Consider the following 22,514-nt stretch of genomic DNA (forward strand, 5'->3'; position numbering starts at 1 on the left):
GTGAAACAAAGCACTATTGCACTGGCACTCTTACCGTTACTGTTTTCCCCTGTGACAAAAGCCCGGACACCAGAAATGCCTGTTCTGGAAAACCGGGCTGCTCAGGGCGATATTACTGCACCCGGCGGTGCTCGCCGCTTAACGGGTGATCAGACCGCTGCTCTGCGTGATTCTCTTAGCGATAAACCTGCAAAAAATATTATTTTGCTGATTGGCGATGGGATGGGGGACTCGGAAATTACTGCTGCACGCAATTATGCCGAAGGTGCGGGCGGCTTTTTTAAAGGTATCGATGCCTTACCGCTTACCGGACAATACACACACTATGCGCTGAATAAAAAAACCGGCAAACCGGACTACGTTACCGACTCGGCTGCATCAGCAACCGCCTGGTCAACCGGTGTCAAAACCTATAACGGTGCGCTGGGCGTCGATATTCACGAAAAAGATCACCCAACGATTCTGGAAATGGCAAAAGCCGCAGGTCTGGCGACCGGTAACGTTTCTACCGCAGAGTTGCAGGATGCCACGCCCGCCGCGCTGGTGGCGCATGTGACCTCGCGCAAATGCTACGGTCCGAGCGCGACCAGTGAAAAATGTCCGGGTAACGCTCTGGAAAAAGGCGGGAAAGGATCGATTACCGAACAGCTGCTTAACGCTCGTGCCGATGTTACGCTTGGCGGCGGCGCAAAAACCTTTGCTGAAACGGCAACCGTCGGCGAATGGCAGGGAAAAACGCTGCGTGAACAGGCACAGGCGCGTGGTTATCAGTTGGTGAGTGATGCTGCCTCGCTAAATGCGGTGACGGAAGCGAACCAGCAAAAACCCCTGCTAGGACTGTTTGCTGACGGCAATATGCCAGTGCGCTGGCTAGGACCGAAAGCAACGTACCACGGCAATATCGACAAGCCCGCAGTTACCTGTACGCCTAATCCGCAACGTAATGACAGCGTACCGACCCTGGCGCAGATGACCGACAAAGCCATTGAATTGTTGAGTAAAAATGAGAAAGGTTTTTTCCTGCAAGTTGAAGGTGCATCAATCGATAAACAGGATCACGCTGCGAATCCTTGTGGGCAAATTGGCGAGACGGTCGATCTCGATGAAGCCGTACAACGTGCGCTGGAATTCGCTAAAAAGGATGGCAACACGCTGGTCATAGTCACCGCTGATCACGCCCACGCCAGCCAGATTGTTGCGCCGGACACCAAAGCGCCGGGCCTCACCCAGGCGCTAAATACCAAAGATGGCGCAGTGATGGTGATGAGTTACGGGAACTCTGAAGAGGATTCACAAGAACATACCGGTAGTCAGCTGCGTATTGCTGCGTATGGCCCACATGCCGCCAATGTCGTTGGACTGACCGACCAGACCGATCTCTTCTACACCATGAAAGCCGCCCTGGGGCTGAAATAAAACCGCGCCCGGCAGTGAATTTTCGCTGTCGGGTGGTTTTTTTGCTGTTAGCAACCAGACTTAATGGCAGATCACGGGCGCATATGCTCATGGTTAAAACATGAAGAGGGATGGTGCTATGAAAATAACATTACTGGTTACCTTGCTTTTCGGTCTGGTTTTTTTAACCACCGTCGGCGCTGCCGAGAGAACCTTAACCCCGCAACAACAGCGTATGACCTCCTGTAATCAGCAGGCGACGGCGCAGGCGTTGAAAGGGGATGCTCGTAAGACCTACATGAGTGATTGCCTGAAGAACAGCAAGTCTGCGCCTGGTGAAAAAAGTTTGACGCCACAGCAGCAAAAGATGCGCGAATGTAATAATCAAGCAACGCAACAATCTCTGAAAGGTGATGATCGTAATAAGTTTATGAGCGCCTGCCTCAAGAAAGCCGCCTGATACCTGATAGTGCTAACGGGTGAGCTACGAAAATGGCTCACCCGAAATTTCATACTTCTGCCTTTAGCCCCGTCTCTATAATTTGGGAAAATTGTTTCTGAATGTTCCCAAAAATAATGAATGATGAAAACTTTTTCAAAAAAGCGGCGGCGCATGGGGAGGAACCTCCTTTAACTCCTCAAAACGAACATCAGCGGTCCGGGCTGCGCTTCGCCCGTCGCGTCAGACTACCCCGCGCGGTTGGCCTGGCTGGTATGTTCTTACCGATTGCTTCAACGCTGGTTTCGCACCCGCCGCCGGGCTGGTGGTGGCTGGTGTTGGTCGGCTGGGCGTTCGTCTGGCCGCATTTAGCCTGGCAGATAGCGAGCAGGGCCGTCGATCCGCTTAGCCGGGAAATTTACAACTTAAAAACCGATGCAGTATTAGCGGGAATGTGGGTAGGCGTAATGGGCGTAAACGTGCTGCCTTCCACCGCGATGTTGATGATTATGTGTCTGAATTTGATGGGGGCAGGCGGCCCCCGTCTGTTTGTCGCGGGTCTGGTGTTGATGGTGGTTTCCTGTCTTGTCACCCTTGAACTGACGGGCATCACCGTGTCGTTCAATAGTGCGCCGCTGGAATGGTGGCTCTCCCTTCCCATTATCGTCATTTATCCTCTGCTGTTTGGCTGGGTCAGCTACCAGACGGCGACTAAACTGGCGGAACATAAACGCAGGTTGCAGGTCATGAGTACCCGCGACGGTATGACGGGCGTGTATAACCGACGTCATTGGGAAACTATGTTACGCAATGAATTTGATAACTGTCGGCGGCATAACCGCGATGCGACATTACTGATTATCGATATCGACCATTTCAAGAGCATCAACGATACCTGGGGCCATGATGTGGGCGATGAAGCGATTGTGGCGCTTACCCGACAATTACAAATAACCCTGCGCGGTAGCGATGTGATTGGTCGGTTTGGCGGCGATGAGTTTGCGGTAATCATGTCCGGTACGCCAGCTGAGAGCGCCATTACCGCCATGTTACGAGTGCATGAAGGGCTAAATACATTACGTCTGCCGAATACGCCACAGGTAACTTTACGGATTAGTGTGGGGGTTGCGCCGCTGAACCCACAAATGAGTCACTATCGTGAGTGGTTGAAATCGGCAGATTTGGCGCTTTACAAAGCAAAGAAAGCCGGACGTAACCGCACCGAAGTGGCGGCCTGACGTCCGGCAAAAGTCATCAGGATTTACTGAGTTTTTCTGATTTTTCCATACACTTCGTCATCGCTTCGATCACTGCGGCACGGAAGCCTTTCTCTTCCAGTACGCGTACCGCCTCAATGGTGGTGCCTCCCGGTGAGCAGACCATATCTTTCAGTGCCCCCGGATGTTCTCCCGTTTCCAGCACCATTTTTGCGGAACCCATTACCGCCTGAGCGGCAAATTTATACGCCTGGGCGCGTGGCATCCCGCCCAGCACGGCAGCGTCGGCCATCGCTTCGATAAACATAAAGACGTAGGCTGGCGAAGAACCGCTCACACCGACCACCGGGTGGATCATCGGCTCGGCAATTACTTCCGCTTCGCCAAAGCAGCGGAAAATATTCAGCACATCAGCGGTATCTTCTGGGGTTACCAGCGCGTTTGGCGTTACGGAGGTCATCCCGGCATTAACCAGCGCGGGAGTGTTCGGCATGGCGCGGATAATTTTCCGGTCATGGCCCAGCGCGCGGGCAAGCTGGTCGAGTGTGATACCTGCAGCAATAGAAACGACCAGAGAGTCTTTATTCAGGCTGGAGGTGATTTCGCTAAGCACTTTAATCATGATGCCAGGTTTAACGGCGGCAAAAATGATGTCGGCGATTTGCGCCACTTCTTGCGCCGATTCTGCGGCGTTGATGCCGAACTGGTCATGCAGGGCGGCGACTTTATCCGGGGAGGGGGTATATACCCAGATTTGCCCTGGAAGCACCTGACCGCTGGCAATCAGACCGCCGAGAATGGCTTTTCCCATATTGCCGCAGCCAATAAAACCGATTTTCTTTTCCATTGCCTCACTCCTGCCGTGAAATTCATTGTTTTGATAATCGCTGGCAGAAGCATAAACAGAACTATGCCGGAAGGCAAAAGCGCGACACAATAGAGGATTACCCAACAAAGGATGACTTTATGACAATTTGGGTGGATGCCGACGCGTGTCCCAATGTAATTAAAGAGATTTTGTATCGCGCGGCTGAACGTATGCAGTTGCCGCTGGTACTGGTAGCAAACCAGAGTTTACGCGTGCCGCCATCGCGATTTATTCGTACGCTGCGCGTCGCGGCAGGTTTCGACGTTGCCGATAACGAAATTGTCCGGCAGTGTGAAGCGGGCGATTTGGTGATCACCGCAGATATTCCTTTGGCTGCTGAAGCCATCGAGAAAGGCGCGGCGGCGCTTAATCCACGCGGCGAACGTTACACTCCAGCGACCATTCGTGAGCGTCTGACGATGCGCGATTTTATGGATACCTTACGCGCCAGTGGGATCCAGACCGGGGGACCAGATAGTCTTTCACAACGTGACCGCCAGGCCTTTGCCGCGGAGCTGGAGAAGTGGTGGCTGGAAGTGCAACGTAGTCGTGGCTGAATGTAATTTATTATTTACACTTCATTCTTGAATATTTATTGGTATAGTAAGGGATGTATTAAAATTTTCACTTTAAGTGGAATTTTTTCTTTACAATCGAAATTGTACTAGTTTGATGGTATGATCGCTATTCTCATGACACCGGCTTTCGCCGCATTGCGACCTATTGGGGAAAACCCACGATGACACAACCTCTTTTTCTGATCGGGCCTCGGGGCTGTGGTAAAACAACGGTCGGAATGGCCCTTGCCGATTCGCTTAACCGTCGATTTGTCGATACCGACCAGTGGTTGCAATCACAGCTCAATATGACGGTCGCGGAGATCGTCGAAAGGGAAGAGTGGGCGGGATTCCGCGCCAGAGAAACGGCGGCGCTGGAAGCGGTAACTGCGCCATCCACCGTTATCGCTACGGGCGGCGGCATTATTCTGACGGAATTTAATCGTCACTTTATGCAAAATAACGGGATCGTGGTTTATTTGTGTGCGCCAGTATCAGTCCTGGTTAACCGACTGCAAGCTGCACCGGAAGAAGATTTACGGCCAACCTTAACGGGGAAACCGCTGAGCGAAGAAGTTCAGGAAGTGCTGGAAGAACGCGATGCGCTATATCGCGAAGTTGCGCATATTATCATCGACGCAACAAACGAACCCAGCCAGGTGATTTCTGAAATTCGCAGTGCCCTGGCACAGACGATCAATTGTTGATTTTCGAGCGCCTATACTTAACGTTCATCCCGTGAAATAAGGAAGAACGATGCCAACGAAACCGCCTTATCCTCGTGAAGCATATATAGTGACGATTGAAAAAGGAAAACCAGGACAGACGGTAACCTGGTACCAACTCAGAGCCGATCATCCTAAACCAGACTCGTTGATCAGTGAACATCCGACCGCTCAGGAAGCGATGGATGCGAAAAAACGCTATGAGGACCCTGACAAAGAGTGACCGCATCAGACTGCTCGGAAGGGATTCTGAGTGCCACCACAAGGGATCTGCGTCACATTTTTCACAATTCATGTTTTTCAAATAATTAGAATATTAGACAATAACAATCCATTACTGGAATCATTTGGAATCTTTACATTATGCCGTGCAGGTCTGCTGCTACGCTTTTTGTCATTTGTAGCACAGGTAAGTGTCAGCAGTGGTGCTTAGCGCTTGCCCGGTAATTAACGACGAAATAAAAGTAAGGTGGAAGAACAATGAGTGCGTCGTTGGCGATCCTGACCATCGGCATTGTACCTATGCAGGAAGTTTTGCCGCTCCTGACAGAATACATTGACGAAGATAATATTTCCCATCATAGCCTGCTGGGGAAGTTAAGTCGTGAAGAAGTGATGGCGGAGTACGCGCCAGAAGCAGGCGAAGACACCATTCTCACATTATTAAATGACAACCAGCTGGCCCATGTTTCGCGTCGTAAAGTGGAACGAGACCTGCAAGGTGTGGTTGAAGTGCTCGATAATCAGGGTTATGACGTCATTTTATTAATGAGTACAGCAAACATTAGTAGTATGACTGCGCGTAATACGATCTTTCTTGAGCCGTCGCGGATATTGCCACCGCTGGTTTCCTCTATTGTTGAAGATCATCAGGTGGGGGTTATCGTACCGGTTGAGGAGTTGCTGACCGTTCAGGCGCAAAAATGGCAAATTTTGCAGAAACCGCCAGTATTTTCATTGGGTAACCCCATTCATGATTCAGAACAAAAAATCATTGATGCCGGGAAAGAATTACTGGCAAAAGGGGCAGATGTCATCATGCTGGATTGTTTGGGATTTAACCAGCGTCATCGCGATTTACTGCAAAAACAGCTCGATGTTCCTGTCTTGCTCTCTAACGTATTGATTGCACGGCTGGCTGCGGAATTACTGGTGTAATTTTGCGTGACAGCCAGCGCCTCTGGCCCCTATAGTGAAGTAGATGTTCAACTACCAGACAGGGCCAGTTTATGCTTCAAAGTAATGAGTACTTTTCCGGCAAAGTGAAATCGATCGGCTTTTCCAGCAGCAGCACTGGTCGCGCCAGCGTGGGTGTTATGGTTGAAGGCGAATACACCTTCAGCACCGCTGAGCCGGAAGAGATGACGGTAATCAGTGGCGCGCTGAATGTGTTACTGCCTGACGCGACCGACTGGCAAGTGTATGAAGCCGGTTCGGTGTTTAATGTTCCCGGTCACAGTGAGTTTCATCTGCAAGTTGCCGAACCCACCTCTTATCTGTGCCGCTATCTGTAATTCCTCGCCTTCCCCTTGAACGGGAGGGCATTTTTCTGAAATGTTCTCTCATAAACCCATAATAATATTTCCTTTGCTGCGATTTTTTCGATTTCCGATATATTCATAATTCATCAAGGTTGATATAAATATCAGCGAAGATCTCCAGATATTGTTGCGGAACTGGCGACGATAAAAGATAAATCAGATGATGAATGGTGGCGTGCATTGCTGCAAAGTCGCAATGATCATTTGCGCCAAACGGCATTGCGCAACGCACATACCCCGGCGTCGTTGTTAACGGCATTGACTGAGCCTCAGGATCGGGCGTTGGTTATTAATAATCCACAGTTGGCTGCCGATGTGAAAACGATGTGGTTAAAAGATGATCCATCATTACTCTTATTTGTCGATCAACCCGCTCTTTCGCAGTTACGGGATTTAGTGAAAACCGGGGCAACGCGGAAAATTCGCAGTGAAGCGCGTCACCGGCTTGAGGAAAAACAATGACACAACGCCCATGGAGCAAGTTACAGCGTAAAACGCATAATATTGCTGCGCTAAAAATTATTGCCCGCCGTAGCGAATAATTATATGCCTGGTGTGGCTTCGTACGCCGGATAAGACGCGGCAGGCGTCGCATCCGGCATTAAAGGTAAATCAGCAATTAACGTTGTGCTTCGCCACCTAATCCTTCAATCAGGTTTTGAATTAACGCTGCCAGTTCACCAGTCATCAGGATGAAATCGGCATCAAAACGCTGGGCGAAATCTTCACGGTCGATATCTTCGTTTTGATCGCGCAGCTCGTCGCAGAACTTCAGACGCTTGAGCGAACCATCGTCGCACATCACAAACTGAATGCGCTGCTGCCAGTCGAGCGCCAGTTTAGTCACCACTTTTCCGGCTTCAATGTGATTGGTGATCTCTTCGCTGGTCAGATCTTGTTTCTTCGCGCGGATCACTCCACCATCTTCCAGCAGCGATTTCAGCTCGGCTTCATCAAGCAGCTGGAAGCCCTGTGCCGCGCTGCCGGAGCGTACCCATTCGGTCAGCGTCAGTTCAATCGGGTTTTCCATGCTCAATGGTACAACCGGTAACGACCCCAGGCTTTTACGCAGTAATGCCAGCGTATCTTCCGCTTTTTTGGCACTGGCGCAGTCCACCATAATCAAACCGTTAACCGTGTCGATCCACATCATTGTCTGGCTAAAACGGCTGAAAGCACGTGGCAGCAGAGAGTGCAGCACTTCGTCTTTCAGCGAATCTTTTTCGGTTTTCTTCAGCTTACGCGCCTGTTCCGCTTCCAGTTTGGCGATTTTCGCTTCCAGCGCCTGTTTAATCACCGGAGACGGGAGGATTTTTTCTTCTTTGCGCGCGCAGATAACAATTTGACCATTGGCAACGTGCGTTAACGCATCGCTGTGCGATCCCATCGGAGGAACCCAGCCCATCTTCGCCATGTCCTGGCTGCCGCATGGGGTAAATGCCATCGAGGCTAGCTGTTTTTCCATCTCTTCTGCACGCAGCGAAATCTCGCGGCTAAGACGGTAAACCATTAAATTTTTGAACCACAGCATGATAATTTCCACGGCCTTGTCGTTAAATTTAGCGGGCATGATAACGAATTGTCGGCGGCCTTGCATTGCCAATCCGGTTGTCCGTCTCTACGCTATTGATATTGAAAAAAATAAGGAGAGTACCGTGCGTATAGGTATCGATTTAGGCGGCACCAAAACTGAAGTGATTGCACTGGGCGATGCAGGGGAGCAGTTGTACCGCCATCGTCTGCCCACGCCGCGTGATGATTACCGCCAGACCATTGAAACGATCGCCACGCTGGTTGATATGGCGGAGCAGGCGACAGGGCAGCGCGGAACAGTAGGGATGGGCATTCCTGGCTCAATTTCGCCTTACACCGGCGTGGTGAAGAATGCCAATTCAACCTGGCTCAACGGTCAGCCATTCGATAAAGACTTAAGCGCGCGGTTGCAGCGGGAAGTGCGGCTGGCAAATGACGCCAACTGTCTGGCGGTTTCAGAAGCAGTAGATGGCGCGGCAGCGGGAGCGCAGACGGTATTTGCCGTGATTATCGGCACGGGATGCGGCGCGGGCGTGGCATTCAATGGGCGGGCGCATATCGGCGGCAATGGCACGGCAGGTGAGTGGGGACACAATCCGCTACCGTGGATGGACGAAGACGAACTGCGTTATCGCGAGGAAGTCCCTTGTTATTGCGGTAAACAAGGTTGTATTGAAACCTTTATTTCGGGCACGGGATTCGCGACGGATTATCGTCGTTTGAGCGGACATGCGCTGAAAGGCAGTGAAATTATCCGCCTGGTTGAAGAAAGCGATCCGGTAGCGGAACTGGCATTGCGTCGCTACGAGCTGCGGCTGGCAAAATCGCTGGCACATGTCGTGAATATTCTCGATCCGGATGTGATTGTCCTGGGGGGCGGGATGAGCAATGTAGACCGTTTATATCAAACGGTTCCGCAGTTGATTAAACAATTTGTCTTCGGCGGCGAATGTGAAACGCCGGTGCGTAAGGCGAAGCACGGTGATTCCAGCGGCGTACGCGGCGCTGCATGGTTATGGCCACAAGAGTAAAAAACGTAGGCAATTGGCTCATCATGCCTGATGCGACGCTTGCCGCGTCTTATCAGGCCTGCAAAATGTGCCAGAACCGCGTAGGGCGGATAAGGCGTTCACGCCGCATCCGGCAATAAGCAACGTGCTCCGTGACTGCAATCTACCCCACTGGTTTCGCCAGCACCGGACTATCCGCCGCTTGCTGGCGCTTATAGCGACCATACAGCAGCAACGACGACATCGCAGCAAACGAAAGCAGGGCGGCAGGTAGCGCCACGTAATTATATGCCAGCCCCAGCGTCAGCATCATACCACCGCAATATGCGCCGACGGCGCTACCGAGGTTAAACGCTATTTGCCCACCTGCGGCACCTAATAACTCTCCGCCTTTGGCATTTTGCAGTAACAATATTTGCAGTGGTGCTGAAAGGGCAAATAATCCCGCGCAACAAAAAAATGCAAAAATAAGCGACGTTGTTTTCATGCCGCCGAAGAAAAAGAGCATCAGCAGTGCCAGCACAATAATAAAGTCAGTTACTGCCGCAATGCGCAGTGGTGAATAACGTCCTGAAATCCGGCCACTTAGCACATTCCCCAGCACCATCCCTAGCCCAACTAACATCATAATAAAAGTCATCGCCGTTTCCGAAAAACCGGAAATAAACATCATGTATGGCTTTACGTAGCTGAACCAGGCAAATACACCTGCGTTGCCAAACATGGTGGCGGCGAAAATTAACCACGGGGCCGGGCTGCGCAAAAAGTGAAATTGTTCGCGTAGCTTCCCTTTCGCCTCGTCGCGAATATCCGGCACCCAAAAATAGACCGATGCCATCACCGCAATATTAAAAACAGCGATCAATAAAAAGGTGTAACGCCAGCTAAATTCCTGACTTAAATACGTTCCCAGCGGAATGCCCAGCAAATTGGCGACTGTCATCCCGGAAACCATCCCCGCCACGGCGGCGGTGACTTTGCCGGGTTTGATAATTTTCGATAACACGATCGCGCCGACGCCAAAAAATGCACCATGCGGAAAGCCGGAAACCAGCCGACCAATGGCGAGCATCAGGTAAGACGAAGAGAGCGTGAACATGGCGTTGCCAATGACGCACAACGCCACCAGAAACAATAAGATATGTTTGAGTGAGTAGCGGCTGGAAAAGAGTGCGATGATTGGCGCACCGACCACCACCCCCAGCGCATAATACGAGATCATATGCCCGGCAGCAGGAATTGAAATTCCTACGTTATGCGCCAGCTCCGTGAGCACGCCCATAATGCCAAATTCGGCCATCCCCAAACCAAACGTGCCCAGAGCCAAAGATAAAATAACTTTTTTCATACCACCATCACAACCACCAGAACGGCTACTAATCACCGTAGCCAATAAAGTGATAGCTTGCAGGATAACGACCAGCGAGGCCAAGAGATAATTCGCCCCTCTGTATTCATTATCCTGCTGAATAGTTATTTCACTGCAAACACACTTTCCAGTTTGCTGTAGCCCAGTCCATTGATCTTCTTCACTTTGATCTGCACCGGAATACGCTCTTTCATCGCTTCAACGTGGCTAATCACACCGATGGTTTTGCCGCTGGCATTCAGGGCATCCAGCGCATCAAGGGCGGTATCCAGCGTTTCACTATCCAGTGTGCCAAAACCTTCATCAAGGAACAGCGAGTCAATACGCGTTTTATGGCTGACCAGATCCGAAAGCGCCAGCGCCAGCGCCAGACTGACGAGGAAACTTTCGCCGCCAGAAAGGGTACGGGTGTCGCGTACCGCATCTGCCTGCCAGGTATCAACAACCTCGACTTCCAGCGCCTCGCTGGCTTTGCGCTGTAACAGATAGCGCCCGTGCAGCCGGGTAAGTTGCTGATTAGCGAGATGGACTAAATTATCCAGCGTCAGCCCCTGGGCAAACTTGCGGAATTTATCGCCCTCTTTGGAACCTATTAGCGAATTCAGATATCCCCAGTCCTCAACCTGCTGCGTCATTTGAGCAATTTGCTGCAGTAAGGTTTGTTGTTGCTGACGGTTATCTGCATCCTGCTTCAGCTGCTGGCGAATCTCGCCCTGACTGGTGGTGTTTTCACGCAACTTTTGCTGAGTTTGCGCTAACTCTTGCTGAATCTGCTCCACCGTTACAGTGAGAGCCAACCCGCCAGGTCGGTGTTGCTGATGCTGTGTCAGCGTTTCTGCTGTCTGAATGGCCAACGCTTGCGCCTGACGACGCTGGTTTTCCAGATTCTGTTTCAGCTGTTCCAGCTGCGTTAGCGTCTGCTCATCCATTAACGCCGCAAGAAATGCCTGCTGATCGTCAAAAATGCTGTCCTGTAGCGCGGTGTCAAACTGCGCCTGGGCTTTTTGCAGACTTTGCGCTGCCAGAGCCTCCTGTTGCTGCAACGTTTGCTGCTGGCTTTGCAACGCGAGGCATTGTTCGTGAACTTGCCGCCAGTTTTCCAGCGCTACAGTTTCTTCGCTGTGCGGGAGTTCATCACTTTGCGGCAACGTTTCCAGAATCGGCGTCAGTTGCTGAATACAGTTTTGCAGCGCGGTTAATTCGTTCTGGCGATGCTGCCAGCTCTGCGCTTCTTGCTGACGCGTCGCCAACCAGCTCTCTTCTTCATCTTCCTGTGGCAATGTCAGCGCATAACCCGCCAATGCCGTTAAGAGCTGCTGCTGGCGTTGTTCAATTTGCTGTTGATACTGGATAATTTGCTGATTATGCGCGGCAATCTGCCCTTGTAATTCATGCCGTTGGCTGAGTAACCGCAGCTGGCGTTCGTGCTCATCTTGTGCATCCAGCCACGGTTGAATATCGTCCTGTGGCTGCAAGGTGATATTGAGGCTGGCCGTGACGGCTTGCCATTGTTGAGTAAGTGCTTGCTCATCTTGTCGGAGGCTTTGCGCTTCGTTTTCATCACGCTGAAGTTGCTTTGTTAAGGCGTCCAGTTGCCCACGTAGCGTCGCACCTTCTTCACCGAGCTTTTTAACTTCGTTTTCCAGCGCCAGTAATCGAGACTGATTAACGCCAGGCTCCAGCGCCTGATACGCCTCGACCGCCGGGTGGCTGGTGGAACCACAAAGTGGACAAGGCTGACCCGCCTGTAACTGTGCACGTTGAGCTTCCAGCGTTTTGATGCGCGCTTCCTGCTCGCAAATGGTTTTCACATCGGCAAGTTGCTGCGTCTTTTCTTTATAACGCTGGCGCATTTCGTTAAGTGCGGCGTTACGTTGCGTCTGTTCTTGCGTGACATTCTGGATAGTGACCTGTAATTGCGCCAGGCGTTTTTGTTGGGGAACAATCTGTCCATGCAGCGCGACCAGGCGCTGACGCAGTGGGCGTTGCTCAGCATGTTGCGCCAGGGCGCTAGCAACTTCATCGGCGGTTAACGTCAACGTGATCGCCGCAAGCGCATTAAGTTTTTGCTCTGCATGGGTTAACTGTTGCTGCCATTGCCGCAGATGCTCGCGATCGCTGGTTTGTTGGGAGAACTGCGCACGCCAACCCGCCAGTTCGTTGTTCCACTGACGGAAGCGGTCGTGTTCCTGTAACCAGGTATTCAGGCTTTGTTGCTGCTGCTGTAATTCTGCTGACTGCTTCGCCGCGTGGTGGCGAATGCTCGCGCGAAGCGCCATTGTGCTCTGTAAGCGAGTATTTACTTCTTCAATCTGCTGGCGAGTATGCGCCAGCGCCGCGCTGTGTTCTGCGATGCGTTCCCAGTGCGGACGAAGATTTCGTGCCGGTTGTGCCAGACTGAGCGCCGCCAGTTGAGGTTGCGCTTTTTCTTCTTCGGCTAACGCCTGTTGCAAGGCCTGTTGACGGCGGCTGGCTTCTTGCTGCAATTCGTCCAGACGCGTTAACCAGTTTAGTGATTGTTGTTCTTGCTGCTGCGCGGTAAGTAACTGTTTTTCTTCGTCAGTAAGTACCTGCAAACTCGCTGTCAGCGATTGCACTTGTTCTGGCGTGAGCAACGCGACGCCGCTGGCCTGCGCTTGCAGCTTCTCCAGCTCTGTGCGGGCCGATTTGTGCTGCTCAAAAACCATCGCCGAGATTTGCCCGTAGATTTCAGTGCCGGTTAACTCCTCGAGCAATTCCGCGCGTTCTTTGGGTTTGGCATTCAGGAAGGCAGCAAATTGCCCCTGCGAAAGCAGCATCGAACGGGTGAAGCGCCCGTAATCCAGTCCGGTTAACGTCGCCGTCAGTTCCAGCTTATCTTTCACTTTGTCGGCGAGAATTTTGCCATCGGCACAGCGCGCCAGCTCAACGCGTGGCACCTGCAAATTACCGTCCGGCTGGTTACGCGCCCGATTCTGGCTCCAGAATGCACGGTACGCTTCACCTTTGACTTCAAACTCCACTTCCGCCAGACATTCGGCGGTATCGCGGGTCATGAGATCATTTTGCGATTGTGAAACGTTAGAAAGGCGCGGAGTTTCGTGATACAGCGCCAGACAAATGGCGTCCAGCAGGGTGGTTTTCCCCGCACCGGTTGGGCCGGTAATGGCAAACAGCCCGTTGCTGGCGAACGGCTCGCGGGTGAAATCAATCTTCCATTCGCCTTTTAATGAGTTCAGGTTTTTCAGGCGCAGGCTGAGAATTTTCATGCTTCGTGTTCTCCGGCGAGGGTATGCAACGTCGTGGTGAAAAGATGCTGCAGACGTTGCTGCTGCGATTCATCCAGTTCTTCCAGTGCCAGACGGCGATTGAACACCTCTTCGACGCTGAGTTCGCTGAGGGTTTCACGCTGTTGGCTGGCTAACACTCGCTCGCGCTGTTCACGACTCCGGCGTACCAGCAATACTTCGACAGGCAATGATTCGGTTAATGCCTGGATTTTGCGCTGAATATCATGCAGATACTCATCAGTAGTGATTTCGATATCCAGCCAGACAGGTGGCTCCTGTGATACATCGCGCCACTGTTCCAGCTGTTCGGTAATCGACGCCAGATCGCCTTTCAGCACCGCCATGGGTTGCGTTACCGGTACGTTCAGGTTTTCCACGCTCTCTAATTTGCCGTTTGAAAATGTCACCAGATGGACATATTTACTCTTACCGCATTCATCAAAACTCAGTGGTATGGGGGAACCGCAATAGCGAACATGTTCCATGCCGCCAATAATCTGCGCGCGGTGAATATGCCCGAGCGCGATGTAGTCGGCTGGTGGAAAGTTTTGTGCCGGAAACGCGTCCAGCGTGCCAATATAAATGTCACGCACGGCGTCACTTTTACTGGCACCCACGGTCGTTAAATGTCCCGTGGCGATGATGGGCAGAGGCTGATCGCCGCGCAGTTTGCAGGCATCGGCATAATGTTGTTGATAATAATCAGTAATAGCCGCCAGCAAATGCTGCTGTTTTTCAATACCGTTAAGCCCCTCCTGGCTGGTAATAATGTCACGCGGACGTAAAAACGGAATAGGGCACAGCACTGCGCCTGGCGTCCCGTCGCGACGAGGCAAGATTTGCGGCGCATGTCCGGCGCTGGCGACCACGGTCGTATTGAGGAACGCCATGATATCGCGCGATTCATTCAGCGTGGCGACCGAGTCATGGTTTCCTGCCAGTACCACCAGATGACAGCCAGTTTGCTGTAAATTGACAACAAAACGGTTGTATAACGTGCGGGCGTAACTGGGGGGCGAGCCGGTATCGAAAACATCACCGGCAACAATAATCGCATCCACCTGATGGGTTTGTGCTGTCTCCAGCAGCCAGTCAAGAAAAGCCTGATGTTCAGCTTCGCGGCTTTTACTGTAGAAGTTCTGGCCGAGATGCCAGTCTGAGGTGTGAAGGATGCGCATAACGGTTCCCTGGCGAAAAAGCATGGGCGCGATTATACCCAAACAGATGTGCCATTTGCTTTTTTCTGCGCCACGGAAATCAATAACCTGAAGATATGTGCGACGAGCTTTTCATAAATCTGTCATAAATCTGACGCATAATGACGTCGCATTAATGATCGCAACCTATTTATTACAACAGGGCAAATCATGGCGAGACGTATTCTGGTCGTAGAAGATGAAGCACCAATTCGCGAAATGGTCTGCTTCGTGCTCGAACAAAATGGCTTTCAGCCGGTCGAAGCGGAAGATTATGACAGTGCTGTGAATCAACTGAATGAACCCTGGCCGGATTTAATTCTCCTTGACTGGATGTTACCTGGCGGCTCCGGTATCCAGTTCATCAAACACCTCAAGCGCGAGTCGATGACCCGGGATATTCCAGTGGTGATGTTGACCGCCAGAGGGGAAGAAGAAGATCGCGTGCGCGGCCTTGAAACCGGTGCGGATGACTATATCACCAAGCCGTTTTCGCCGAAGGAGCTGGTGGCGCGAATCAAAGCGGTAATGCGCCGTATTTCGCCAATGGCGGTGGAAGAGGTGATCGAGATGCAGGGGCTAAGTCTCGACCCGACATCCCACCGGGTGATGGCGGGCGAAGAGCCGCTGGAGATGGGGCCGACAGAATTTAAACTGCTGCACTTTTTTATGACGCATCCTGAGCGCGTGTACAGCCGCGAGCAGCTGTTAAACCACGTCTGGGGAACCAACGTGTATGTGGAAGACCGCACGGTCGATGTCCACATTCGTCGCCTGCGTAAAGCACTGGAGCCCGGTGGGCATGACCGCATGGTGCAGACCGTGCGCGGTACAGGATATCGTTTTTCAACCCGCTTTTAACGCCTTGCTCATCGGACGCAGAGCAGGGCTTATGATTTCTTAACTGGAGTATCTTACGTGCTGGAACGGCTGTCGTGGAAAAGGCTGGTGCTGGAGCTGCTACTTTGCTGCCTCCCGGCTTTCATCCTGGGTGTATTTTTTGGTTACCTGCCCTGGTTTTTGCTGGCATCGGTAACAGGACTGCTTATCTGGCATTTCTGGAATTTATTGCGCCTTTCATGGTGGCTGTGGGTGGATCGCAGTATGACCCCGCCACCGGGGCGTGGTAGCTGGGAACCGCTGCTATACGGATTACACCAGATGCAGCTGCGAAATAAAAAACGCCGCCGCGAACTGGGCAATCTGATTAAACGCTTTCGTAGCGGCGCGGAGTCGCTGCCCGACGCGGTGGTGCTGACCACGGAAGAGGGCGGTATTTTCTGGTGTAACGGTCTGGCGCAACAAATTCTTGGTTTGCGCTGGCCGGAAGATAACGGGCAGAACATCCTTAACCTGCTGCGTTATCCGGAGTTTACGCAATATCTGAAAACGCGTGATTTTTCTCGCCCGCTCAATCTGGTGCTCAACACCGGGCGGCATCTGGAAATTCGCGTCATGCCTTATACCCACAAACAGTTGCTGATGGTGGCGCGTGATGTGACGCAAATGCATCAACTGGAAGGGGCGCGGCGTAACTTTTTTGCCAACGTGAGCCATGAGTTACGTACGCCATTGACCGTGTTACAGGGTTACCTGGAGATGATGGATGAGCAACCGCTGGAAGGCGCGGTACGTGAAAAAGCGTTGCACACCATGCGCGAGCAGACCCAGCGGATGGAAGGGCTGGTGAAGCAATTGCTGACGCTGTCGAAAATAGAAGCCGCACCGACGCATTTGCTCAATGAAAAGGTTGATGTGCCAATGATGCTGCGCGTTGTTGAGCGCGAGGCTCAGACTCTGAGTCAGAAAAAACAGACATTTACCTTTGAGATAGATAACGGCCTCAAGGTGTCTGGCAACGAAGATCAGCTACGCAGTGCGATTTCGAACCTGGTCTATAACGCCGTGAATCATACGCCGGAAGGCACGCATATCACCGTACGCTGGCAGCGAGTGCCGCACGGTGCCGAATTTAGCGTTGAAGATAACGGACCGGGCATTGCACCAGAGCATATTCCGCGCCTGACCGAGCGTTTTTATCGCGTTGATAAAGCGCGTTCCCGGCAAACCGGCGGTAGCGGATTAGGGTTAGCGATCGTGAAACATGCGGTGAATCATCACGAAAGTCGCCTGAATATTGAGAGTACAGTAGGAAAAGGAACACGTTTCAGTTTTGTTATCCCGGAACGTTTAATTGCCAAAAACAGCGATTAATCCGCCTTTGTCATCTTTTATTGCCATAAGCCAGCCGATGCTGGCTTATTTTCTTTGCAGTCAAAATACGGGCGTTAGATTTTACAACGGTTGGCGATTTTTTGTTCGCATGATTAGCCATGTCTTTTTCACGGAAATAGTGTTTTATACTAGTTGGCGATTTCTTATCGCTATATACCTCTGGTTTTTAGATCCCTCCTTGCTTTAAAACGTTATAAGCGTTTAAATTGCGCTTCAGGTGCTGTCATACTGACTGCATTAACGCGGTAAATCGAAAAACTATTCTTCGCCGCGCCTGGTTGGGAGTATTTCCCGCTAAAATTGTTTAAATATACCGCTGTATCATCCCCAGGGATTGGCACAAAAATTTAACGTTACAACACCACATCCACAGGCAGTATGATTTATGACCCATCAATTAAGATCGCGCGATATCATCGCTCTGGGCTTTATGACATTTGCGTTGTTCGTCGGCGCAGGTAACATTATTTTCCCTCCAATGGTCGGCTTACAGGCAGGCGAACACGTCTGGACTGCGGCATTCGGCTTCCTCATTACTGCCGTTGGCCTGCCGGTATTAACGGTAGTGGCGCTGGCAAAAGTTGGCGGCGGTGTTGACAGCCTCAGCACGCCAATCGGTAAAGTCGCTGGCGTGCTGCTGGCAACGGTTTGTTACCTGGCGGTGGGGCCGCTTTTCGCTACGCCGCGTACAGCTACCGTTTCTTTTGAAGTGGGCATTGCGCCGCTGACGGGTGATTCCGCACTGCCGCTGTTTATCTACAGCCTGGTCTATTTCGCTATCGTTATTCTGGTTTCGCTCTATCCGGGCAAGCTGCTGGATACCGTGGGCAACTTCCTTGCGCCGCTGAAAATTATCGCGCTGGTCATCCTGTCTGTTGCCGCGATTGTCTGGCCGGCGGGTTCTATCAGCACGGCGACTGAGGCTTATCAAAACGCTGCGTTTTCTAACGGCTTCGTCAACGGCTATCTGACCATGGATACGCTGGGCGCGATGGTGTTTGGTATCGTTATTGTTAACGCGGCGCGTTCTCGTGGCGTTACTGAAGCGCGTCTGCTGACCCGTTATACCGTCTGGGCTGGTCTGATGGCGGGTGTTGGTCTTACTCTGCTGTACCTGGCACTGTTCCGTCTGGGTTCAGACAGCGCGTCGCTGGTCGATCAGTCTGCAAACGGCGCTGCTATTCTGCATGCTTACGTTCAGCACACCTTTGGCGGCGGCGGTAGCTTCCTGCTGGCGGCGTTAATCTTCATCGCCTGCCTGGTCACGGCAGTTGGCCTGACCTGTGCTTGTGCAGAATTCTTTGCCCAGTACGTACCGCTCTCTTATCGTACGCTGGTGTTTATCCTCGGCGGCTTCTCGATGGTGGTTTCTAACCTCGGCTTAAGCCAGCTGATCCAGATCTCCGTACCGGTGCTGACCGCTATTTATCCGCCGTGTATCGCACTGGTTGTATTAAGTTTTACACGCTCATGGTGGCATAATTCGTCCCGCGTGATTGCTCCGCCGATGTTTATCAGCCTGCTTTTTGGTATTCTCGACGGGATCAAAGCATCTGCATTCAGCGATATCTTACCGTCCTGGGCGCAGCGTTTACCGCTGGCCGAACAAGGTCTGGCGTGGTTAATGCCAACAGTGGTGATGGTGGTTCTGGCCATTATCTGGGATCGCGCGGCAGGTCGTCAGGTGACCTCCAGCGCTCACTAAATCACTGAACATTTGTTTTAACCACGGGGCTGCGATGCCCCGTGGTTTTTTATTGTGTTGATGGGTTAGGAATTGATGGAAAGTAAGAACAAGCTAAAGCGTGGGCTAAGTACCCGCCACATACGCTTTATGGCACTGGGTTCAGCAATTGGCACCGGGTTGTTTTACGGTTCGGCAGACGCCATCAAAATGGCCGGTCCGAGCGTGTTGTTGGCCTATATTATCGGTGGTATCGCGGCGTATATCATTATGCGTGCGCTGGGGGAAATGTCGGTACATAACCCGGCAGCCAGTTCTTTTTCCCGTTATGCGCAGGAAAACCTCGGCCCGCTGGCAGGTTACATTACCGGCTGGACCTACTGCTTTGAAATCCTTATTGTCGCCATCGCCGATGTGACCGCTTTTGGTATCTATATGGGTGTCTGGTTCCCGACGGTGCCGCACTGGATTTGGGTGCTGAGCGTGGTGCTGATCATTTGCGCCGTAAACCTGATGAGCGTGAAGGTCTTCGGTGAGCTGGAATTCTGGTTCTCGTTCTTTAAAGTCGCCACCATTATCATCATGATTGTTGCCGGTTTCGGCATCATCATCTGGGGGATTGGCAACGGCGGGCAACCGACCGGTATTCATAACCTGTGGAGCAACGGCGGCTTCTTCAGCAACGGTTGGCTTGGGATGGTGATGTCGCTGCAAATGGTGATGTTTGCTTACGGTGGGATCGAAATTATCGGGATTACCGCTGGTGAAGCGAAAGATCCTGAGAAATCGATACCGCGTGCGATTAACTCCGTGCCGATGCGTATTCTGGTGTTCTACGTCGGTACGCTGTTCGTCATTATGTCTATCTACCCGTGGAATCAGGTTGGCACTGCCGGTAGCCCGTTTGTGCTGACGTTCCAGCATATGGGCATTACCTTTGCCGCCAGCATTCTTAACTTTGTTGTGCTGACCGCTTCGCTGTCGGCAATTAACAGTGATGTATTTGGCGTAGGCCGTATGCTCCACGGTATGGCAGAGCAGGGCAGCGCGCCGAAAATTTTCAGCAAAACCTCGCGTCGCGGTATTCCGTGGGTTACGGTGCTGGTGATGACTACCGCGCTTCTGTTTGCTGTGTATCTGAACTACATCATGCCGGAAAACGTCTTCCTGGTGATCGCTTCGCTGGCAACTTTCGCCACGGTGTGGGTGTGGATTATGATCCTGCTGTCGCAAATCGCCTTCCGTCGCCGTTTACCGCCAGAAGAAGTTAAGGCGCTGAAATTTAAAGTACCGGGTGGGGTAGCAACCACCATCGGCGGGCTGATTTTCCTGCTCTTTATTATCGGGTTGATTGGTTATCACCCGGATACGCGTATCTCGCTGTATGTCGGTTTCGCGTGGATTGTTGTGCTGTTGATTGGCTGGATGTTTAAGCGTCGCCACGATCGTCAGCTGGCTGAAAACCAGTAATCCTTGCGTTCTGTAAGCCGGTTCAGGAGGAAATCCTGATCCGGCTATTCCGAAAGTTATCCGCCCCCGTCCTCCTCCCCCAAATATCCTTCAGATGATGAGTGATCCTGCATTAGGCTATGGCAAGGTGATCAGATTTTCATCACAGGGGAATTATGATGTTAAATGCATGGCACCTGCCGGTGCCCCCATTTGTTAAACAAAGCAAAGATCAACTGCTCATTACACTGTGGCTGACGGGCGAAGACCCACCGCAGCGCATTATGCTGCGTACAGAACACGACAACGAAGAAACGTCAGTACCGATGCATAAGCAGCGCAGTCAGCCGCAGCTTGGCGTCACCGCATGGCGGGCGGCGATCGATCTCTCCAGCGGGCAACCTCGGCGGCGTTATAGTTTCAAATTGCTGTGGCACGATCGCCAGCGTTGGTTTACACCGCAGGGCTTCAGCCGAATGCCGCCAGCACGACTGGAGCAGTTTGCCGTCGATGTACCGGATATCGGCCCACAATGGGCTGCGGATCAGATTTTTTATCAGATCTTCCCTGATCGTTTCGCCCGTAGTCTTCCTCGTGAAGCTGAACAGGATCATGTTTATTACCATCACGCAGCCGGACAAGAGATCATATTGCGTGACTGGGATGAACCGGTCACGGCGCAGGCGGGCGGATCAACGTTCTATGGCGGCGATCTGGACGGTATCAGCGAAAAACTGCCGTATCTGAAAAAACTTGGCGTGACGGCGCTGTATCTTAATCCGGTGTTTAAAGCTCCCAGCGTACATAAATACGATACCGAGGATTATCGCCATGTCGATCCGCAGTTTGGCGGTGATGGGGCGTTGCTGCGCTTACGCCACAATACGCAGCAGCTGGGAATGCGGCTGGTGCTGGATGGCGTGTTTAACCACAGTGGCGATTCCCATGCCTGGTTTGACAGGCACAATCGTGGCACGGGGGGAGCTTGTCACAACCCCGAATCGCCCTGGCGCGACTGGTACTCGTTTAGTGATGATGGCACGGCGCTCGACTGGCTTGGCTATGCCAGCTTGCCGAAGCTGGATTATCAGTCGGAAAGTCTGGTGAATGAAATTTATCGCGGGGAAGACAGTATTGTCCGCCACTGGCTGAAAGCGCCGTGGAGTATGGACGGCTGGCGGCTGGATGTGGTGCATATGCTGGGGGAGGCGGGTGGGGCGCGCAATAATATGCAGCACGTTGCTGGGATCACCGAAGCGGCGAAAGAAACACAGCCGGAAGCGTATATTGTCGGCGAACATTTTGGCGATGCACGGCAATGGTTACAGGCCGATGTGGAAGATGCCGCCATGAACTATCGCGGCTTTACCTTCCCGTTGTGGGGATTTCTCGCCAATACCGATATCTCTTACGATCCGCAGCACATTGACGCCCAAACCTGTATGGCCTGGATGGATAATTACCGCGCAGGGCTTTCTCATCAACAACAATTACGTATGTTTAATCAGCTCGATAGCCACGATACTGCGCGATTTAAAACGCTGCTCGGTCGGGATATTGCGCGCCTGCCGCTGGCGGTGGTCTGGCTGTTCACCTGGCCTGGTGTACCGTGCATTTATTACGGTGATGAAGTGGGACTGGATGGTAAAAACGATCCGTTTTGCCGTAAACCGTTCCCCTGGCAGGTGGAAAAGCAGGATACGGCGTTATTCGCGCTGTACCAGCGAATGATTGCGCTGCGTAAGAAAAGTCAGGCGCTGCGTCGTGGCGGCTGTCAGGTGCTGTATGCGGAAGATAACGTGGTGGTATTTGTCCGCGTGCTGAATCAGCAACGTGTACTGGTGGCAATCAACCGTGGCGAGGCCTGTGAAGTGGTGCTCCCCGCGTCACCGTTTCTTAATGTCGCGCAATGGCAACGCAAAGAAGGCCATGGGCAACTGACAGACGGGATTCTGGCTTTGCCTGCCATTTCGGCTACGGTGTGGATCAACTAAAGCATCTGTTTTATTTGTTACGTCGTTAGTCAC

General features: G+C 52.2%; 20 protein-coding genes and 1 pseudogene. 16 read left to right on the plus strand and 5 right to left on the minus strand.

From position 1 onward, the window contains the following. The 3 genes from phoA (at window position 1) to adrA (ending at window position 3,072) form a co-directional block, all read left to right on the plus strand. A complete protein-coding gene (phoA, locus tag G434_RS04080; RefSeq protein WP_000814390.1) occupies window positions 1-1,416 on the plus strand; it encodes an alkaline phosphatase in 1,416 nt (471 codons plus the stop codon). A 118-nt stretch (window positions 1,417-1,534) separates the two neighbouring features. Then, the gene (gene psiF / locus G434_RS04075; RefSeq protein ID WP_001295332.1) at window positions 1,535-1,855 is read left to right on the plus strand and encodes a phosphate starvation-inducible protein PsiF; all 321 of its coding nucleotides are present in this window, start codon (window positions 1,535-1,537) and stop codon (window positions 1,853-1,855) included. 101 nt (window positions 1,856-1,956) lie between these two features. Continuing rightward, window positions 1,957-3,072 carry a diguanylate cyclase AdrA gene (adrA, locus tag G434_RS04070; protein WP_000484048.1) on the plus strand — a complete coding sequence of 372 codons (1,116 nt, stop codon included), beginning with the start codon at window positions 1,957-1,959 and terminating at the stop codon, window positions 3,070-3,072. Window positions 3,073-3,088: 16 nt separating this feature from the next. Here the strand turns inward: adrA and proC are convergent, their stop codons facing one another. Next, on the minus strand, window positions 3,089-3,898 hold the full coding sequence (gene proC / locus G434_RS04065; RefSeq protein WP_001304841.1) for a pyrroline-5-carboxylate reductase: 810 nt from the start codon (window positions 3,896-3,898) through the stop codon (window positions 3,089-3,091). Window positions 3,899-4,017: 119 nt separating this feature from the next. Here proC and G434_RS04060 point away from each other — a divergent pair, with 119 nt between their 5' ends. The 7 genes and pseudogenes from G434_RS04060 (at window position 4,018) to G434_RS30060 (ending at window position 7,284) form a co-directional block, all read left to right on the plus strand. Continuing rightward, window positions 4,018-4,476: a YaiI/YqxD family protein gene (locus G434_RS04060; protein WP_000158145.1), complete on the plus strand. Its 459-nt coding sequence runs from the start codon at window positions 4,018-4,020 to the stop codon at window positions 4,474-4,476. Window positions 4,477-4,658: 182 nt separating this feature from the next. Continuing rightward, window positions 4,659-5,183: a shikimate kinase AroL gene (gene aroL / locus G434_RS04055; RefSeq protein ID WP_000193393.1), complete on the plus strand. Its 525-nt coding sequence runs from the start codon at window positions 4,659-4,661 to the stop codon at window positions 5,181-5,183. A 49-nt stretch (window positions 5,184-5,232) separates the two neighbouring features. Next, window positions 5,233-5,424 carry a protein YaiA gene (yaiA, locus tag G434_RS04050; RefSeq protein ID WP_001142439.1) on the plus strand — a complete coding sequence of 64 codons (192 nt, stop codon included), beginning with the start codon at window positions 5,233-5,235 and terminating at the stop codon, window positions 5,422-5,424. A 257-nt stretch (window positions 5,425-5,681) separates the two neighbouring features. Further along, window positions 5,682-6,359, plus strand: coding sequence for an AroM family protein (locus tag G434_RS04045; RefSeq protein ID WP_001276417.1), 678 nt, complete (start codon window positions 5,682-5,684; stop codon window positions 6,357-6,359). Between the two features lie 71 nt (window positions 6,360-6,430). After that, window positions 6,431-6,715, plus strand: coding sequence for a pyrimidine/purine nucleoside phosphorylase (ppnP, locus tag G434_RS04040; protein ID WP_000941942.1), 285 nt, complete (start codon window positions 6,431-6,433; stop codon window positions 6,713-6,715). Between the two features lie 147 nt (window positions 6,716-6,862). Continuing rightward, window positions 6,863-7,204, plus strand: a pseudogene (locus G434_RS0126055) (DUF2773 domain-containing protein); the annotation flags it as partial. Next, entirely contained in the window at window positions 7,201-7,284 is an 84-nt protein-coding gene (locus G434_RS30060; protein WP_120795376.1) for a protein YkiD, read from the plus strand. The pseudogene G434_RS0126055 and the gene G434_RS30060, both read left to right, overlap by 4 nt. A gap of 77 nt (window positions 7,285-7,361) precedes the next feature. Here G434_RS30060 and rdgC read toward each other — a convergent pair whose 3' ends face one another. Further along, on the minus strand, window positions 7,362-8,273 hold the full coding sequence (rdgC, locus tag G434_RS04030; protein WP_001298537.1) for a recombination-associated protein RdgC: 912 nt from the start codon (window positions 8,271-8,273) through the stop codon (window positions 7,362-7,364). Between the two features lie 124 nt (window positions 8,274-8,397). On the opposite strand from rdgC, the gene mak reads away from it, so the two are divergent. Continuing rightward, entirely contained in the window at window positions 8,398-9,306 is a 909-nt protein-coding gene (gene mak, locus G434_RS04025; protein WP_001219315.1) for a fructokinase, read from the plus strand. 142 nt (window positions 9,307-9,448) lie between these two features. Here the strand turns inward: mak and araJ are convergent, their stop codons facing one another. From araJ to sbcD, 3 genes are all read right to left on the minus strand, one after another. Then, on the minus strand, window positions 9,449-10,633 hold the full coding sequence (araJ, locus tag G434_RS04020; protein WP_001323243.1) for an MFS transporter AraJ: 1,185 nt from the start codon (window positions 10,631-10,633) through the stop codon (window positions 9,449-9,451). A gap of 125 nt (window positions 10,634-10,758) precedes the next feature. Then, window positions 10,759-13,902 carry an exonuclease subunit SbcC gene (sbcC, locus tag G434_RS04015; protein ID WP_000698903.1) on the minus strand — a complete coding sequence of 1,048 codons (3,144 nt, stop codon included), beginning with the start codon at window positions 13,900-13,902 and terminating at the stop codon, window positions 10,759-10,761. Next, a complete protein-coding gene (sbcD, locus tag G434_RS04010) occupies window positions 13,899-15,101 on the minus strand; it encodes an exonuclease subunit SbcD (RefSeq protein WP_016238985.1) in 1,203 nt (400 codons plus the stop codon). Before sbcD ends, sbcC begins: the two co-directional genes overlap by 4 nt. Window positions 15,102-15,290: 189 nt before the next feature. Between sbcD and phoB the strand changes: the two genes are divergently transcribed. The 5 genes from phoB (at window position 15,291) to malZ (ending at window position 22,481) form a co-directional block, all read left to right on the plus strand. Continuing rightward, the gene (gene phoB / locus G434_RS04005; protein ID WP_000113933.1) at window positions 15,291-15,980 is read left to right on the plus strand and encodes a phosphate response regulator transcription factor PhoB; all 690 of its coding nucleotides are present in this window, start codon (window positions 15,291-15,293) and stop codon (window positions 15,978-15,980) included. Window positions 15,981-16,037: 57 nt separating this feature from the next. Beyond that, the gene (gene phoR / locus G434_RS04000) at window positions 16,038-17,333 is read left to right on the plus strand and encodes a phosphate regulon sensor histidine kinase PhoR (RefSeq protein WP_000893631.1); all 1,296 of its coding nucleotides are present in this window, start codon (window positions 16,038-16,040) and stop codon (window positions 17,331-17,333) included. Between the two features lie 406 nt (window positions 17,334-17,739). Next, on the plus strand, window positions 17,740-19,059 hold the full coding sequence (brnQ, locus tag G434_RS03995; RefSeq protein WP_000149639.1) for a branched-chain amino acid transporter carrier protein BrnQ: 1,320 nt from the start codon (window positions 17,740-17,742) through the stop codon (window positions 19,057-19,059). Window positions 19,060-19,134: 75 nt separating this feature from the next. After that, on the plus strand, window positions 19,135-20,508 hold the full coding sequence (proY, locus tag G434_RS03990) for a proline-specific permease ProY (RefSeq protein ID WP_001295329.1): 1,374 nt from the start codon (window positions 19,135-19,137) through the stop codon (window positions 20,506-20,508). Between the two features lie 155 nt (window positions 20,509-20,663). After that, window positions 20,664-22,481: a maltodextrin glucosidase gene (malZ, locus tag G434_RS03985; protein WP_001305478.1), complete on the plus strand. Its 1,818-nt coding sequence runs from the start codon at window positions 20,664-20,666 to the stop codon at window positions 22,479-22,481. Window positions 22,482-22,514 lie beyond the last annotated feature (33 nt).

This window comes from Escherichia sp. KTE172 (assembly GCF_000408845.1).
GTDB classification, from domain to species: domain Bacteria; phylum Pseudomonadota; class Gammaproteobacteria; order Enterobacterales; family Enterobacteriaceae; genus Escherichia; species Escherichia coli.

Coding starts and splice junctions, on each gene's coding strand:
- psiF (WP_001295332.1), top strand. CDS start 1,535: ATGAAAATAACATTACTGGTTACCTTGCTTTTCGGTCTGGTTTTTTTA.
- adrA (WP_000484048.1), top strand. CDS start 1,957: ATGTTCCCAAAAATAATGAATGATGAAAACTTTTTCAAAAAAGCGGCG.
- proC (WP_001304841.1), bottom strand. CDS start 3,898: ATGGAAAAGAAAATCGGTTTTATTGGCTGCGGCAATATGGGAAAAGCC.
- G434_RS04060 (WP_000158145.1), top strand. CDS start 4,018: ATGACAATTTGGGTGGATGCCGACGCGTGTCCCAATGTAATTAAAGAG.
- aroL (WP_000193393.1), top strand. CDS start 4,659: ATGACACAACCTCTTTTTCTGATCGGGCCTCGGGGCTGTGGTAAAACA.
- yaiA (WP_001142439.1), top strand. CDS start 5,233: ATGCCAACGAAACCGCCTTATCCTCGTGAAGCATATATAGTGACGATT.
- G434_RS04045 (WP_001276417.1), top strand. CDS start 5,682: ATGAGTGCGTCGTTGGCGATCCTGACCATCGGCATTGTACCTATGCAG.
- ppnP (WP_000941942.1), top strand. CDS start 6,431: ATGCTTCAAAGTAATGAGTACTTTTCCGGCAAAGTGAAATCGATCGGC.
- G434_RS30060 (WP_120795376.1), top strand. CDS start 7,201: ATGACACAACGCCCATGGAGCAAGTTACAGCGTAAAACGCATAATATT.
- rdgC (WP_001298537.1), bottom strand. CDS start 8,273: ATGCTGTGGTTCAAAAATTTAATGGTTTACCGTCTTAGCCGCGAGATT.
- araJ (WP_001323243.1), bottom strand. CDS start 10,633: ATGAAAAAAGTTATTTTATCTTTGGCTCTGGGCACGTTTGGTTTGGGG.
- sbcC (WP_000698903.1), bottom strand. CDS start 13,902: ATGAAAATTCTCAGCCTGCGCCTGAAAAACCTGAACTCATTAAAAGGC.
- sbcD (WP_016238985.1), bottom strand. CDS start 15,101: ATGCGCATCCTTCACACCTCAGACTGGCATCTCGGCCAGAACTTCTAC.
- phoB (WP_000113933.1), top strand. CDS start 15,291: ATGGCGAGACGTATTCTGGTCGTAGAAGATGAAGCACCAATTCGCGAA.
- brnQ (WP_000149639.1), top strand. CDS start 17,740: ATGACCCATCAATTAAGATCGCGCGATATCATCGCTCTGGGCTTTATG.
- proY (WP_001295329.1), top strand. CDS start 19,135: ATGGAAAGTAAGAACAAGCTAAAGCGTGGGCTAAGTACCCGCCACATA.
- malZ (WP_001305478.1), top strand. CDS start 20,664: ATGATGTTAAATGCATGGCACCTGCCGGTGCCCCCATTTGTTAAACAA.